General features: G+C 72.5%; 15 protein-coding genes. 12 read left to right on the top strand and 3 right to left on the bottom strand.

The window, feature by feature from the left end; all coding sequences use genetic code 11:
- Window positions 1-151 precede the first annotated feature (151 nt).
- From ACFZAU_RS08275 to ACFZAU_RS08220, 12 genes are all read left to right on the top strand, one after another.
- Window positions 152-520 carry an NADH-quinone oxidoreductase subunit A gene (locus tag ACFZAU_RS08275; RefSeq protein WP_499606399.1) on the top strand — a complete coding sequence of 123 codons (369 nt, stop codon included), beginning with the start codon at window positions 152-154 and terminating at the stop codon, window positions 518-520.
- Entirely contained in the window at window positions 511-1,128 is a 618-nt protein-coding gene (locus ACFZAU_RS08270; RefSeq protein WP_500551512.1) for an NADH-quinone oxidoreductase subunit B, read from the top strand. Before ACFZAU_RS08275 ends, ACFZAU_RS08270 begins: the two co-directional genes overlap by 10 nt.
- Entirely contained in the window at window positions 1,125-2,213 is a 1,089-nt protein-coding gene (locus ACFZAU_RS08265; RefSeq protein ID WP_500551511.1) for an NADH-quinone oxidoreductase subunit C, read from the top strand. Before ACFZAU_RS08270 ends, ACFZAU_RS08265 begins: the two co-directional genes overlap by 4 nt.
- Window positions 2,210-3,172 (top strand): NADH-quinone oxidoreductase subunit NuoH, encoded by a 963-nt coding sequence (gene nuoH, locus ACFZAU_RS08260; protein WP_499606402.1) that lies wholly within the window; start codon window positions 2,210-2,212, stop codon window positions 3,170-3,172. Before ACFZAU_RS08265 ends, nuoH begins: the two co-directional genes overlap by 4 nt.
- Window positions 3,172-3,762 (top strand): NuoI/complex I 23 kDa subunit family protein, encoded by a 591-nt coding sequence (locus ACFZAU_RS08255; RefSeq protein ID WP_500462433.1) that lies wholly within the window; start codon window positions 3,172-3,174, stop codon window positions 3,760-3,762. The genes nuoH and ACFZAU_RS08255 overlap by 1 nt, the downstream gene beginning before the upstream one ends.
- On the top strand, window positions 3,759-4,316 hold the full coding sequence (locus tag ACFZAU_RS08250; RefSeq protein WP_499513364.1) for an NADH-quinone oxidoreductase subunit J family protein: 558 nt from the start codon (window positions 3,759-3,761) through the stop codon (window positions 4,314-4,316). Before ACFZAU_RS08255 ends, ACFZAU_RS08250 begins: the two co-directional genes overlap by 4 nt.
- The gene (gene nuoK / locus ACFZAU_RS08245) at window positions 4,316-4,702 is read left to right on the top strand and encodes an NADH-quinone oxidoreductase subunit NuoK (RefSeq protein ID WP_500551510.1); all 387 of its coding nucleotides are present in this window, start codon (window positions 4,316-4,318) and stop codon (window positions 4,700-4,702) included. The genes ACFZAU_RS08250 and nuoK overlap by 1 nt, the downstream gene beginning before the upstream one ends.
- Complete coding sequence (locus ACFZAU_RS08240; RefSeq protein ID WP_500551509.1) at window positions 4,699-6,702, top strand: NADH-quinone oxidoreductase subunit 5 family protein; 2,004 nt, start codon at window positions 4,699-4,701, stop codon at window positions 6,700-6,702. The genes nuoK and ACFZAU_RS08240 overlap by 4 nt, the downstream gene beginning before the upstream one ends.
- A gap of 3 nt (window positions 6,703-6,705) precedes the next feature.
- A complete protein-coding gene (locus tag ACFZAU_RS08235) occupies window positions 6,706-8,271 on the top strand; it encodes a complex I subunit 4 family protein (RefSeq protein ID WP_500551508.1) in 1,566 nt (521 codons plus the stop codon).
- On the top strand, window positions 8,271-9,779 hold the full coding sequence (locus tag ACFZAU_RS08230) for an NADH-quinone oxidoreductase subunit N (RefSeq protein ID WP_500551507.1): 1,509 nt from the start codon (window positions 8,271-8,273) through the stop codon (window positions 9,777-9,779). Before ACFZAU_RS08235 ends, ACFZAU_RS08230 begins: the two co-directional genes overlap by 1 nt.
- Window positions 9,780-9,899: 120 nt before the next feature.
- Window positions 9,900-10,760 (top strand): zinc metalloprotease HtpX, encoded by an 861-nt coding sequence (gene htpX / locus ACFZAU_RS08225; RefSeq protein ID WP_499606409.1) that lies wholly within the window; start codon window positions 9,900-9,902, stop codon window positions 10,758-10,760.
- Window positions 10,761-10,879: 119 nt separating this feature from the next.
- Window positions 10,880-11,281, top strand: coding sequence for a YccF domain-containing protein (locus ACFZAU_RS08220; RefSeq protein WP_499606410.1), 402 nt, complete (start codon window positions 10,880-10,882; stop codon window positions 11,279-11,281).
- A gap of 30 nt (window positions 11,282-11,311) precedes the next feature.
- Here the strand turns inward: ACFZAU_RS08220 and ACFZAU_RS08215 are convergent, their stop codons facing one another.
- The 3 genes from ACFZAU_RS08215 to ACFZAU_RS08205 form a co-directional block, all read right to left on the bottom strand.
- A complete protein-coding gene (locus ACFZAU_RS08215) occupies window positions 11,312-12,694 on the bottom strand; it encodes an FAD-binding oxidoreductase (RefSeq protein WP_500551506.1) in 1,383 nt (460 codons plus the stop codon).
- Window positions 12,695-12,771: 77 nt separating this feature from the next.
- Window positions 12,772-13,224: a flavodoxin family protein gene (locus ACFZAU_RS08210; RefSeq protein ID WP_500551505.1), complete on the bottom strand. Its 453-nt coding sequence runs from the start codon at window positions 13,222-13,224 to the stop codon at window positions 12,772-12,774.
- A complete protein-coding gene (locus ACFZAU_RS08205) occupies window positions 13,225-14,547 on the bottom strand; it encodes a radical SAM protein (RefSeq protein ID WP_499606413.1) in 1,323 nt (440 codons plus the stop codon). It abuts the gene before it with no gap.
- Window positions 14,548-14,624 lie beyond the last annotated feature (77 nt).

Genomic DNA, 14,624 nt, shown 5'->3' with positions numbered 1-14,624 from the left:
CAGGACAAGGTGGGGTTATCCGTACCACCGGTCAGGACGGGTGGTTCGGCTCCGGGGGGCAGGGCCTAGACTCCGTTCGTACAGATCGTCTAAAGATCCACCGGGATCGCTGGACAACGCGCTTACGACGAGAAACGAGGGGCGGACGGACGTGGACTACTTCCACGGCTACTCGGTCGTCGGACTGGTCGCGGTGCTCGGGGTGCTCTTCGTGACCGTGGCCTTCGGAGCCGGTCGCCTGCTGCGGCCCGTCGTGCCGACGCAGGAGAAGATGCTCACGTACGAGTGCGGCGTCGACCCCGTCGGCGAGGGCTGGGCGCACACCCAGGTCCGCTACTACGTCTACTCCTTCCTCTACGTCATCTTCGCGGTCGACGCGATCTTCCTCTTCCCCTGGGCGACGGTGTTCGCCGCCGAGGGGTACGGCGGCACGACGCTGGTCGAGATGTTCGTCTTCCTCGGCTTCCTCGCCGTCGGTCTGCTCTACGCCTGGAAGAAGGGCGTCCTGGAATGGACGTGACCGAAGTGACCGATGTGAGCACTCCCGAGTACCTGCCGGAGCCGCGCCGCCTCGGAACGCTGGCGCGCCTGGCGCCGGAACCGATGAAGGTGGTCCTGAACTGGGGCCGCCGCTACAGCCTGTGGGTCTTCAACTTCGGGCTCGCCTGCTGCGCCATCGAGTTCATCGCCGCGTCCATGGCCCGGCACGACTTCATCCGGCTCGGCGTGATCCCCTTCGCGCCCGGCCCGCGCCAGGCCGACCTCATGGTCGTCTCCGGCACCGTCACCGACAAGATGGCCCCGGCCGTCAAGCGGCTGTACGAGCAGATGCCCGAGCCGAAGTACGTCATCTCCTTCGGCGCCTGCTCCAACTGCGGCGGGCCCTACTGGGACTCGTACTCGGTGACCAAGGGCGTCGACCAGATCATCCCCGTCGACGTCTACGTGCCCGGCTGCCCGCCGCGGCCCGAGGCGCTGCTGCAGGGCATCCTCAAGCTCCAGGAGAAGATCGCCCGCGAATCGCTCGGCGAGCGCTACGGCGACGGCGGCACCCCGCAAGCGTCCACCGCGGCGCTGCGCAGCGGCCTCGTCCAGGCCCCGCCGCCGCCCGGGGAGGCCGCGAAGTGACCACGCCCTTCGACCGGCTCCCCGAGCCGGACGCCGTCGCCGAGGTCTTCGGCGCCGGGGCCACGGCGGAGGAGGCGTACGGTCTGCTCACCGTCGACGTCCCCGCCGTGTCGTGGACGGACGCCCTGCGGGCCGCCCGGGACACCCTCGGCTGCACCTTCTTCGACTGGCTCAGCGCCGTCGACGAACCCGGCACCGGCTTCCGGGTCTGCGCCCACGTCGTGGCCCCCGCGGTCGGCTCCGTGCGGCGGCTGATGATCCGTACGACCGTCCCGCACGAGGCACCGGCCCTGGCGACCGCCACCGGCGTCTACGCGGGCGCCGCCTGGCACGAGCGCGAGACGCACGAGATGTTCGGCGTCGGCTTCACCGGCCACCCGCACCTGGTGCCGCTGCTGCTGCCCGACGGTTTCGAGGGGCACCCGCTGCGCAAGGACTTCGTGCTGGCGGCGCGCGTCGCCAAGGCCTGGCCGGGCGCGAAGGAGCCGGGCGAGTCCGAGCACGGCGGGCCCAAGCGCCGCCAGATGCTGCCACCGGGCGTGCCCGACCCCAACGAGTGGGGCCCGCTGAAGGGGCAGTTGCCGCCCGCCCCGGCACGACCCGCCCGCACCCCGCGCGCGGCCGGTGCCGCGGGTGCCGGTGCGGCGGGCGCCGCCGAGCGCCCCGCACGGCGCACCCGCAGCGTCACCGAGGGCTCCGTGAGCCAGGGCGACGCGGCCCCTGCCGCCCCTGCCGCGACCCCGCGCCGTACCCGCTCGGCCGGCGACGGCTCCGTCAGCCAGACCGGTGCCCCCGCCAGGACCCCCGCGGCGCCGGCCACGGACACTCCCGCGGCTCCCGCGACGCCCCGCAAGCGCACCCCGGACGCCCCCTGGGACGTCCCCCGGCACACGCCCGCCACCGGCCCGGCGCCGGAAGCGGCCCCGCAGGCACCCGCCGCCGAGGCGGCCGACGGCGACCGGCCTCCCGGACGGGAGGCCACAGCGGCCGGCGGCGCGGAGGACGAACCCGCGCGGCCCGCACCGGGCGGCGACGCCGCCGGCACCCCCGACCCCGACGACGCAGAAGGAGGCAGCACACCGTGAGCGACGCCCTCGAAGTGATCCTCCGGCTGCTCGCCGTGCTCGTCGCCTTCCTCGTCCTGCCCCTGGTCGTCGGCCAGACCGAGCACAAGGTCATGGCCCACATGCAGGGCCGCCTCGGGCCCATGTACGCCGGCGGCTTCCACGGCTGGGCCCAGCTCGTCGCCGACGGCGTGAAGTTCGCGCAGAAGGAGGACGTGGTCCCGGCCGACGCGGACCGGAAGATCTTCCAACTCGCGCCCGCCGTCGCGCTGCTGCCCTACCTCCTGGTGCTCGTCGCGATCCCGGTCGGCCCCGACGGGCTCGTCGGCCAGGACATCGACGCGGGCCTGTTCTTCGTCCTCGCCGTCATGGGCGTCGGCGTGCTCGGCTCGCTGATGGCCGGCTGGGCCTCCGCCAACAAGTTCTCCCTCCTCGGCGGTCTGCGCACCGCCGCGCAGCTGATGTCGTACGAGCTGCCGATGCTGCTCGCCGCCGCGTCCGTCGCCATGGCGGCCGGGACGCTCTCGCTGCCCGGCATCGTCGACGCGTACGCCTGGTGGTGGACGCCGTGGCAGCTGATCGGCGCCGTCGTGTTCTTCACCGCCGGCCTCGCCGAACTCCAGCGCCCGCCGTTCGATATGCCCGTCGCGGACTCGGAGATCATCTTCGGTGCGTACACCGAGTACACGGGGATGCGCTTCGCCCTGTTCCTGCTCGCCGAGTACGCCGGCATCGTCGTGCTGTGCGGTCTGACCACCGTCCTGTTCCTCGGCGGCTGGCACGGCCCCTGGTCCGGCAGCGTCGGCTGGCTGTGGACGCTGCTCAAGACCGCGGCCCTGGCCTTCGTCGTCATCTGGCTGCGGGTCACCTACCCCCGGCTGCGCGAGGACCAGCTGCAGCGGCTCGCCTGGACCGTCCTCATCCCGCTCGCCCTGGCCCAGATCGCGCTCACCGGCGTGGTGAAGGTGGTGATCTCCTGATGGGCGTCCCCGGTTCCGGCCTGGCCAAGGGCCTCGCCGTCACCCTGCGCACGATGACCCGCCGCTCGCACACCGCGCAGTACCCCGAGGTGCAGCCCGACCTGCCGCCCCGCAGCCGTGGTGTGATCGCGCTGTTCGAGGAGAACTGCACGGTCTGCATGCTGTGCGCCCGCGAGTGCCCCGACTGGTGCATCTACATCGACTCCCACAAGGAGACGGTGCCCGCCGCGACCCCCGGCGGCCGCGAACGCAGCCGCAACGTGCTCGACCGCTTCGCCATCGACTTCTCGCTCTGCATGTACTGCGGCATCTGCATCGAGGTGTGCCCCTTCGACGCCCTGTTCTGGTCGCCGGAGTTCGAGTACGCGGAGACCGACATCCTCGAACTCACCCACGAGCGCGACAAGCTGCGCGAGTGGATGTGGACGGTGCCGGCCCCGCCGCCGCTCGACCCCGCCGCCGAGGAGCCCAAGGAGATCGGCGCCGCCCGCAAGACCGCGGAGAAGGCCGCCGCCGCGGCAGCCGCCGCAGAGGCCGAGGCCCAGGCGGCCACCCAGACCCAGGCCGAGGAGCCGGGGGGCGACGCGTGAACCTCTCCGCCGCCCACCCCGGTTTCCTGTCCCCGACCGGCGTCGAGATCGTCTTCGTCCTCGTCGGCGTGGCGACCCTGGCCGCCGCAGTCGTCAGCGTCACCACGAAGCAACTGGTGCACGCCGCCCTGTGGCTGGTCGTCGCGCTCGGTGGCGTGGCCGTCGAATACCTCCTCCTCACCGCCGAGTTCATCGCCTGGGTGCAGGTGCTGATCTACGTCGGGTCCGTCGTCGTGCTCGTGCTGTTCGGGCTGATGCTCACCAAGGCGCCCATCGGCCGTTCCCCGGACGCCGATTCGGGCAACCGGATCGCGGCGCTGGCCGTGGCCGTCGCCGCAGCGGGCACGCTCGTGTGGGTCGTGGTCGACGCCTTCCGGGCCACCTGGATCGACGTGGACGGCGCCGCGCAGGGCTCCACCAAGGTCACCGGACAGATCCTCTTCCGGCACTGGGTGCTGCCGTTCGAGGCGCTGTCCGTGCTCCTACTCGCCGCGCTCGTCGGTGCGATCGTCCTGTCCCGCAAGCAGTCCCGTCAGCAGCCGGGAGAGCGCTGATGCATCTCGCCTACCCCGCCGTCCTCGCCGCCCTCCTGTTCTCCGTCGGCCTGTACGGCGTCCTCGCCCGGCGCAACGCGATCCTCGTCCTGATGTCGGTCGAGCTGATGCTGAACGCGGTCAACCTCAACCTGGTCGCCTTCGACGTCTGGCTCCGCGACACCCTCCACGCCGGGCAGGCGCTGACGCTGTTCGTCATCGTCATCGCCGCCGCCGAGATCGGCATCGGCCTCGCCATCGTCCTGCTCGTGTACCGCAACCGGGGCAGCTCGGACGTCGACCGCCTCACCGACCTCGCCGAGCACGGACCGCACGACCCGCACGACCCGCAGGGCGAAGGGGACGGGCCCTCCGCACCCGAAGAGAAGGCCGAGGCCGCAGCGTGACCCCGACGACCCTCGCCGTCCTCGTCCCCCTCCTGCCCTTCCTCGGCGCCGTCGGCGGCCTGCTGCTCGGCCGCACCGCCCCCGGCTTCGTCCGGCCGCTGGCCGTGCTGCCCATCGCGACCGCCTTCGTGCTGGCCGTCGTCGTCGCCGTACGGCAGGGCAGCGGCCCGGCCACCGACGCCGCGACCCGGCTCACCCCGACCGGCTCCGTGCCCGTCGACCTCGCCCTGCACCTCGACGGCTTCGCGGTGCTGATCGCCGTCCTCGTCGGCCTGGTCGCCACCTGCGTGCAGCTGTACTCCACGGCCTACCTGCGCCACGACCCGCGCTACGCCTCCTACTCCGCCCTCGTCTCCCTCTTCACCGCCGCCATGTTCCTGGTCGTCTACACCGGCGACCTGATGGTGCTGCTGGTCGGCTGGGAGATCATGGGCATCTGCTCGTACTTCCTGGTCGGCCACTACTGGGAGACCGAGGTCGCCCGGGCCGCCTCCCTCAAGGCCTTCCTCGTCACCAAGCTCGGCGACGTCCCCTTCCTGATCGGTGTGTTCGCGCTCGCCGCCGACGCCGGCACCTTCCGGATCAACGGCATCCTGACCGCCGCCACCCACGGCCAGATCGCGCACCCGACCGTCGTCGGCGTGCTGCTGCTCGCCGGGGTCGCCGGCAAGTCGGCGCAGTTCCCGCTGCACACCTGGCTGCCCGACGCGATGGCCGGTCCCACCCCGGTGTCCGCGCTGATCCACGCCGCCACGATGGTCGCGGCCGGCATCTACCTCGTCGCCCGGCTGCTGCCGGTCTTCGAGGCCTCCACCGTCACCCTGGCGGTGCTGGGCGTGCTCGCCGCCGTCACCATGATCGGCTCGGGACTGGCCGCGCTCGCGCAGGACGACATCAAACGCGTGCTCGCCTACTCGACGATCGGCCAGCTCGGCTACATGGCCGCCGCACTCGCCGTCGGCGACCGCAGCGCCGCCGTGTTCCACCTCGTCTCGCACGGTGCCTTCAAGGCCCTCCTCTTCCTCGCCGCCGGCGTCGTCATCCACGCCGCCGGCACCAACTCGCTGGCCGCGATGTCCCGCATGGGCGACCTCGGCAAGCGCGTACCCGACGCCATGTGGACCACGGCCATCGCGCTGGCCGCCCTGGCCGCCGTCCCGCCCTTCTCCGGCTTCTTCTCCAAGGAGTCGGTGCTGCGGGCGGCCGAGCACGCAGCCTCCGGCCACGCCGAGGGCGTGCCCTCGGCCGTCGGCTGGCTCGTCCTGGTCGCCGCGCTGATCACCGCCGTGCTCACCGCGGGCTACGCCACCCGCCTGTTCCTCCTCGCCTTCCGCGGCCACGGCGCCACGGCCCCCGAGGCCCACGGCAGGGAACCGGCCGTCATGACCGTCGTCCTGTGGGTGCTGGCCGTCCCGACCCTCGCCTTCGGCGCCGTCGCCCTCGTGCCCTCGCTCCTCGACCTCCCCTCCTGGCTGGACGGCAACGCCCTCGCCCCGACCCTGGTCACCTCGATCCTCGGCGTCGGCCTCGCCGTCGTCGGCATCCTCGCGACCTACGGCGCCTGGCAGGCGACCGCGTCCCGCCGCGGCACCCCGCTCGGCGCGGTGGTCACCGCCGAGGCCGCCGAGGAGGAGCCGGCGCTCACCGAGGCCGCGGCCCTGCAGACCCACGAGCAGGTCTACGGGGACGTCGCCGCCGCCCAGGACCCCGCCGACCCCGGGCGCCTGCTGCTCGGCCCGCTCTTCGGGCCCGCCTCGCACGGCTTCCGTCTCGACGCGCTCTACGCGGCGCTCTTCGTCCGCCCCGTGCTCGCCGCCTCCGGCCTCGTCCGCTTCCTCGACCGCGAGGTCGTCGAGACGTACGTCCGCGGCGCGGGCGGACTGCCCCGGCTGCTCGGCGCCCTCGTACGCCGCACCCAGACGGGCAACGTGCAGACCTATATCAGCGTGCTGCTGGCCGGCTCCGTGATCCTCGCCGTCCTCGTCGCCGTCGGAGCGTGAGCCGTGAACGACACCGTCCTCCAGTACGTCCTCGCGGCCGCCGTCCTCCTGCCGCTGCTCGGCGCCGCCGCGGCCCTGCTGCCGCCCCCGCCCGGTCTGAAGGGGAAGAACCCCGACCAGGCGGTGCTCCGCCACGGCGTCACCGTCACCGGGATCGTCCTCGTCCTGAGCATCGTCCTGGCCGCGGGCTTCGACCACGACCACCCCGCGACGATGCAGGCGAACACCGACATCAACTGGATCCCGGCGCTCGGCGTCCGCATCCACCTCGGCATCGACGGCATCAGCCTCCCCCTCCTCGTCCTGACCGCGCTGCTGACCTTCCTCTGCGCGCTCTACAGCTACTTCAAGATGCCCGCGGGTCCTTCCCCGAAGGCCTTCGTGGCGCTCCTGCTCCTCCTGGAGACGGGCACGCTCGCCACCTTCGCCGTGCTCGACCTGGTGCTCTTCTTCCTCGCCTTCGAGACCGTCCTCATCCCGATGTACTTCCTCATCGCCCGCTGGGGCGGCGAGAAGCGGGAGAAGTCCGCCCTCCGCTTCATCCTCTACACACTGCTCGGTTCCGTGATCATGCTGCTCGGCCTGCTCCTCATCGGGCTGAAGGCGGGCACATTCGACATGGTGGCACTCGCCACTGACAACGGGTCACCGCTCAGTCACTCCACGCAGCTGATCGCCGTCCTCGCCATCGGCCTCGGCCTCGCCGTCAAGGCCCCGATGTGGCCGCTGCACAGCTGGCTCCCGGACGCCCACACCGCCGCCCCCACGGTCGGCTCGGTGCTCCTGGCCGGGGTGCTGCTCAAGATGGGCACGTACGGGTTCGTACGGATCCTGCTGCCGGCCGCCCCCGAGGGCATGCAGACCTTCGCGCCCTACCTCGCCGCCTTCGCGGTCGTCGGCATCGTCTACGGGTCGCTGGCCTGCCTGGCCCTCGCCCGGCGCGGCGGGGGCGGCGACCTCAAGCGCCTCATCGCCTACAGCTCCGTCGGCCACATGGGCTTCGTGCTGCTGGGCATCGCCACCCTGACCCCCACCGGCGTCAACGGCGCGCTCTTCGCCAACATCGCCCACGGGCTCATCACCGGCCTGCTCTTCTTCCTGGTCGGCGCCCTCAAGGACCGCTACGGCTCCACCGACCTGGACACCCTCGCCGGGCAGACCGGCGCCGCCCTGTACGGCAAGGCACCCCGCATGGGCGGCCTGCTCGCCTTCGCGGCCGTCGCCTCCCTGGGCCTGCCGGGCCTGGCCGGCTTCTGGGGCGAGATGCTGGCGATGTTCGGCTCCTTCAAGCCCGCCCCGGGCCTGGACCGCGGCGCCTACCTGGTCTTCACCGCGGTCGCCGCCTTCGGCACCCTGCTCACCGCCGCGTACCTGCTCGTCGTCGTACGCCGCGTGTGCATGGGCGAACGCGACACCGTCCACGCCGCGCCGGAGCTCGCGGACGTCCGGGGCTACGAGTTCGCGGCCTGGACCCCGCTCGTCGTCCTGACCGTCCTCGCCGGCCTGTGGCCCGCCGCCCTGCTCGGCCTCACCGACCCGGCCGTGCGCACCCTGCTCGGAGGCAGCTGATGAGCACCCTCGCCACCTCCGTCGTCCAGTCGGTCGACTGGGCCGCGATCGCCCCGCCCGGCATCGTGGCGGTGGCCGCGATCGTCGTGCTGGTCGCCGACCTCTTCCTGCCCGAGGGCCGCAAGCGGCCCCTGGTGGCGACCACCCTCGCCGGACTCGTGCTGGCCGGGCTCAGCCTGCTGCCGCTGCTCGACGGCGACCGCACCACCTTCTGCCTCGTCGGCAGCCCCGCCGACTGCTCCTACGTCGCCGACCGCTTCACGCTCGTCGTGCAGCTGCTGGTGCTGGCCGGAGCCCTCGTCGCCGCCCTGCTGTCGGTGCACACCCTCGACGAGCTGCCCGCCGGCGAGTTCTGGTTCCTGCTGCTCTCCTCAGCCTCCGGCGCCGCGCTGCTGCCCGCCTCCCGCGACCTGGCGACCCTCGTGATCGCCCTGGAGGTCACCACGCTCCCCTCGTTCGCCCTGGTCGGCCTGCGCCGCGGCGACCGGCTGTCGAGCGAGGCGGCCCTGAAGTTCTTCCTCTCCTCGGTCGCCGCGACCGCCGTCACCCTGCTGGGCGTCAGCTTCGTCTACGCCGCCACCGGCACCCTCCACCTGGAGGCCATGGCCAAGGGACTGCAGGGCGTCGACCCCCGCCTGGACACGCTGGCCGCCGCGGGCGCCGCCCTCACCGTCGTCGGCTTCGCCTTCAAGCTCGCCGTCGCCCCCTTCCACTTCTGGGTGCCCGACACCTACACCGGTGCCCCGCTCCCCGTCGCCGGCTACCTGTCGGTCGTCGGCAAGGCCGCCGGGTTCGCCGGCCTCATCCTCGTCACGGTCGTCGCCTTCCGGCCGTACGCGCACGTCTGGGGCCCCGCCGTCGCCGTCCTGGCCGCCCTCACGATGACCGTCGGCAACGTCGCCGCGCTGGTGCAGCGCCCCGACCGCCCGCGCAGCGCCGTCCGCCTGCTGGCCTGGTCGTCCATCGGCCAGGCGGGCTACCTGCTGGTCCCGATCGCCGCCGCCGCGTACACCGACCCCGACCGCCAGATCGGCACCACCCTCGCCTACGCGCTGATGTACGCCGCCGTGAACCTCGGCGCCTTCGGCGTCGCCGCGCTCGTCGGCCGCTCCGCCCCGCAGAACCGGCTCACCGACTACCGGGGCCTCCACGGCCGCCACCCCCTCGCCGCGCTCGCCATGGCCTTCTTCCTGCTCTGCCTGGCCGGCCTGCCGCCCGGCGTCATCGGCCTGTTCGCCAAGGTCGCCGTCTTCTCCTCGGCCGTCGACGCGGGCCTCGGCTGGCTGGCCGCGGTCATGGCCGTCAACGTCGTGATCGCCCTCGTGTACTACCTCCGGTGGACGTTCCTGCTCTTCGCGAAGCCCGGCACGGAGCCGGCCGCAGCGGTCCGCCCGGCGGGCCCCTCGCGCCCGCTCGGCGCCGCCATCGCACTCACCGCAGTCGTCGGCGTCGTGCTGTCCGGAGCGCCCCAGCTCGTCCTCCGCTTCGCCTCCGCGACCCTGCTCTGAGCACCCGGCAGGAAGGTGCACAAGGGAACTAACGCCCCTCCGGTGGCGTTGGCCCGTACGGGAGGTTCTCCTTGGACGAGGAGAGAAGGTCCTCCCGATGCACAACTTGGAGGGTGTACCGTGCACCGCCGGCACAACGGCCTGAAGACCGCCGCGCTCCTGGGCGGAATGTCGGCTCTCATCCTGGTCATCGGCAGCTTCTTCGGCCGTACGGGACTGATCGTCGCACTCGTCGTAGCCCTCGGGACCAACGCCTACGCGTACTGGAACAGCGACAAGATCGCGCTGCGCTCCATGCGCGCCCGCCCGGTCAGCGAGTTCGAGGCGCCGGCGCTCTACCGCATGGTGCGCGAACTCTCCACCTCCGCCCGGCAGCCCATGCCGCGGCTCTACATCTCCCCGACCGAGGCCCCCAACGCCTTCGCCACCGGCCGCAACCCGCGCAACGCCGCCGTGTGCTGCACCGAGGGCATCCTGCGCCTCCTCGACGAGCGCGAACTGCGCGGCGTCATCGGCCACGAACTGAGCCACGTCTACAACCGCGACATCCTCATCTCCTCCGTCGCGGGTGCCCTGGCCTCCGTGGTCGTGTTCCTGGTCAACTTCGCCTGGCTGATCCCCGTCGGCCGCTCCGACGACGACGAGGGCCCCGGCCTGTTCGGCCTGCTGCTGATGATGATCCTCGGCCCCGTCGCCGCCTCCCTCATCCAGCTCGCCGTCAGCCGCTCCCGGGAGTACGAGGCCGACGCCTCCGGCGCCCGCCTCACCGGCGACCCGCTCGCCCTCGCCTCCGCGCTGCGCAAGCTGGAGACGGGCACCAAGCGCGCCCCGCTGCCGCCCGAGCCCCGGCTGGAGACCACCAGCCACCTCATGATCGCCAACCCGTTCCGCCCCGGCGACGTCTCCAAGCTCTTCTCCACCCACCCCCCGATGGGCGAGCGCATCGCCCGCCTCGAGGAGATGGCCGGCCACCGCCGCTGACACCGGCGTGCGGTCCGGCCCGTACGCGGGTACGGGCCCTGTGGGGGACGCCTGACGGGGCGGCGGCTCCCGCGTCCCCCTGACGGGCGGGGCCACCGGACGCATGGGAGGCTTGGGCCATGAAGGCGGTCAACATCGTCCTGAACGTCGTGTGGCTGGTGATCTGGGGCCTGTGGATGGCGATCGGCTACGCCCTGCTGGGCCTGCTGATGTTCATCTTCATCGTCACCATCCCCTGGGGGATCGCGTCCCTGAGGATCGCCAACTACGTGCTGTGGCCCTTCGGCCGCACCACGGTGGAACGCCGCGACGCGGGGGTCGGGTCGCTGCTCGGCAACATCATCTGGCTGGTCTTCGCGGGGATCTGGCTCGCCATCGGCCACGTGATCGCGGGCATCGGCTTCTGCCTGACGATCATCGGCATCCCGTTCGGCATCGCCAACTTCAAGATGGTGCCGATCTCCCTGGTGCCGCTCGGCCGCGAGATCGTCCCCGTGGACGCCCCGTACGCCACCCGCTGAACCCGGCGCCCGGCACGCCCCGGCATGGCCTCAGCCCGGCTCGATGTTGTGGTTGAGCCGGAACACGTTCTCCGGGTCGTACTCGGTCTTCACCCGGCCCAGGCGCCCCAGGTTGTGCGCGCCGAGACCGGCGATCACGCGGCCCTCGCCCTCGTCGCCGATGAAGTTCAGGTAGACCGCGCCCGAGGACCACTGCCGCAGGTCGGCGCGGACGTCGTGCGCCCACTTCCGGGCCCGCTCGTCGTCCGCCGGATCCGCCCACAGGCCGAAGGGGTGCGCGACCCACGGCGCCCGGCGCCAGGGCAGCGGGTAGTCGGCCGGAGGGCGCGCCACGGCGCCGCCCACGGGGAACAGCACGTGCTGGGAGGGGGAGGGGACCACCATGTCCCGGGCACGCGCGCAGAAGCGCTCCACGGCCGCGTCCGGGAAGTCGTCCAGGTACTCCGCCGACCAGTAGTTCCGGTAGCCCGGCGGGTCGTCGAGCGCCGACTGCAGGTCCGCGTACGGCATCTCCGCCACCATGCGGCCGTGCGGGGCGAGCGCGAGCAGCGGTTCCAGCACCTCGCGCGCCGCGTCCTCGGTGCCCGCGTACGTGAACACCACGGCGCAGGCCAGCGTGCCCACCAGGTGCTCGGGCACGAACTCCTCCGGCGGCCCGGTCAGGAAGATCATGCCCCCGCCCACCTCGTCCGGCGCCGACGCCATCAGGGTGCGGTAGGCGCGCAGCACCTCGGGACCGGCCTCGGGCGGCCACAGCAGCACGGCCAGGGTGGCGGCGGGCAGCGGGTGCAGCCGCAGCGTGAGCGAGGTGGCGACACCGAAGTTGCCGCCGCCCCCGTGCAGCGCCCAGAACAGCTCCGGGTTCTCGTCCTCGGCGGCCCGCACCATGGTGCCGTCCGCCGTCATCAACTCGGCCTCCGCCAGGTTGTCGCAGGCCAGCCCGAACTTCCGCTCCAGCCAGCCCGATCCGCCGCCGAGGGTGAAACCGCCCACCCCGGTCGTGGACACCCGGCCCCCCGTGGTGGCCAGGCCGAACGGCTGCGTCGCCCGGTCCAGGTGGCTCATCGTGGCGCCCCCGCCCACCCGCGCCGTGCGCGCCGCCGGGTCGACCACCACGGCGTGCATGCGCCGCAGGTCGACGACGATGCCGCTGTCGGTCAGCGCCTTGCCGGAGACACTGTGGCCGCCCCCGCGGACGGAGACCTCCAGCCCGCGCTCGCGGCCGAAGCGGATGGCCGCCGCGACGTCGTCCACCGTCTCGCACAGGGCGATCACGGACGGCCGGCGATCGATCATCGCGTTGAACAGGGTGCGGCTCTCGTCGTACGACGCGTCCCCCGGTGCGACGACCTCGCCGGCGAAGCCCTCGCGCAGGGCGTCCAGGGCCTCGTCGTCCAGGACACGGGGTGCCATAGGTGCTGCCCCCTTCCCTCCACCTCCACGGTAGGACGGGGGCAGGGGCCCGGCACGTCGGCGCCGGGCCCGTGCGGTCACTCCGCCAGGCCGGCGGCCAGCGTCGCGCCCAGTTCCCAGCAGGCCCGCAGATCGGCCTTGGACGGCTCCCCGGTGACCGTCACCTCCGCCGCCGCCTGCTCCCAGCCCAGGCCCGTGGTGATCGACCGGATCCCGCGCACCGCCCCCGTGACGTCGTTGCCGCCGTGCACGTAGAAGCCGAACGGGCGGCCGCGCGTGCTGTCCAGGCAGGGGTAGTAGACCTGGTCGAAGAAGTGCTTGAGCGCCCCCGACATGTAGCCGAGGTTCGCCGTCGTGCCCAGCAGGTAGCCGTCCGCCGCGAGCACGTCGGAGGCGGTCGCCGCGAGGGCGGGCCGCCGTACCACGTCCACGCCCTCGATCTCGTCGGTGGTCGCGCCCGCGACCACCGCCTCGAACATCGCCTGCAGGTTGGGCGACGGCGTGTGATGCACGATCAGCAGGCCCGGCACTCAGCTCACTCCGGCGGGCGCCGACGCCGGCAGGCTGTCCATGAACGAGCTCACCGAGAACACCGCGTTGCCGGGACCGGCCGGGCCGTACCCGGGCGGCGAGCTCAGCCCGTACTCCTCCAGCGTCGAGCGGTACACGTCCAGCAGGCGGATGTGGTACTCCAGCGGCGCGCCCTCGGGGTTCGCCTTGCCCAGCGGGGTCGTCGGCTCCGGGCACCAGGTCGTGAAACGCGGCGTGATGCCCCGCGACATGAAGAAGCGCAGGCCCTCCGCCGTGGAGTCGATCGCCTCCCCGACGCTGGTGAAGCCGAACGGCTCCGCCATCTCCACGCCCGCCACGAAGTTGGGGATCACGTTGCGCGGGCCGAAGATCTCCGCCGAGTCCAGGATGCGGCGGTGCCACTCGTCCCGGCCGACGTAACGCTCCTTGCCGGGGCAGTACAGCTCGAACAGACGGCGGTCCCACACCTCGTAGTTGGGGTGGTAGATCTGCACGCCGTAGTCCTTGAAGCGCTGCACGTCCTCCTTGGGCAGCGCCTGCGCGACGACCTTGCCGATCCAGCGGCCGGGGAAGCGCTCCTCGATGGCCTTCGCGTAGTGGCCGTAGAAGTCCGCCTCGTCGCGCCCGGCGACCTTGGAGGTGATCGCCCCGCCGGTCAGGGTGTAGGCGGTGGAGGACTTCGTCTCGTCGTACTTGTCGATGATCTCCAGCGCCTCCAGCACCTCCTCGACCGGCTTCACGCCCGTGTAGGGGCGGCCGGCCGCCTTGTGCTGGCGCCAGTTGTGGTTGATGTCGCAGTACTGGCACTCCTCCTTGGCGCCGAAGTACTGGCACACGCGGAAGACCGTCAGGTAGATCAGGTAGCCCCACTGGATCGTCGGCGCGACCTCCATCACCGACTTCCCGTTCTCCAGGGTGTGCCGGTAGTACGCCGGCATCGGCGGCAGGCCGACGTCCGCGATGCGCACCCCGTCGAGGTAGAGCCCGAGCACCCCGCGCCCGCCCGCCCGCACGCGGTACGGCGAGGCCGGGTTCACCCGCACCGACACCACCGTGCGGCGCAGGTCGTACGGCCCACCGGTGAGCACGATCTCCTCCGGCGGCCGCTTCAGCGCGGCGGCGCCCAACTCGGGGAGGGTGCGGTGGTCGAAGGAGAAGATGAAGTACGACTTCGGCTTGACGTCGCCGTCCTCGTTGCCGCTGAGCGCCGACTCGTCGAACGCGATCCCGCCGCGCAGCAGGTCCTCCTTGATGACCGCCTCACGGGGGACGTGCGGGAAGCGGCTCATCAGGTCCTCGACCAAAGCGGTGCGGCTGTGCATGCCCGGCTCCATCCTCGAGACGCTGCCCCGGGTCCGCCGTCGACGGGCGGGGTCCTGGGGAGACCTAACAGGAAGAC

Origin of the sequence: Streptomyces sp. NPDC008238 (assembly GCF_042956445.1) — a bacterium.
Lineage (GTDB): Bacteria > Actinomycetota > Actinomycetes > Streptomycetales > Streptomycetaceae > Actinacidiphila.
Note: the sequence above shows the minus strand (reverse complement) of the source record. Positions and strands in the feature narration are given on the sequence as shown.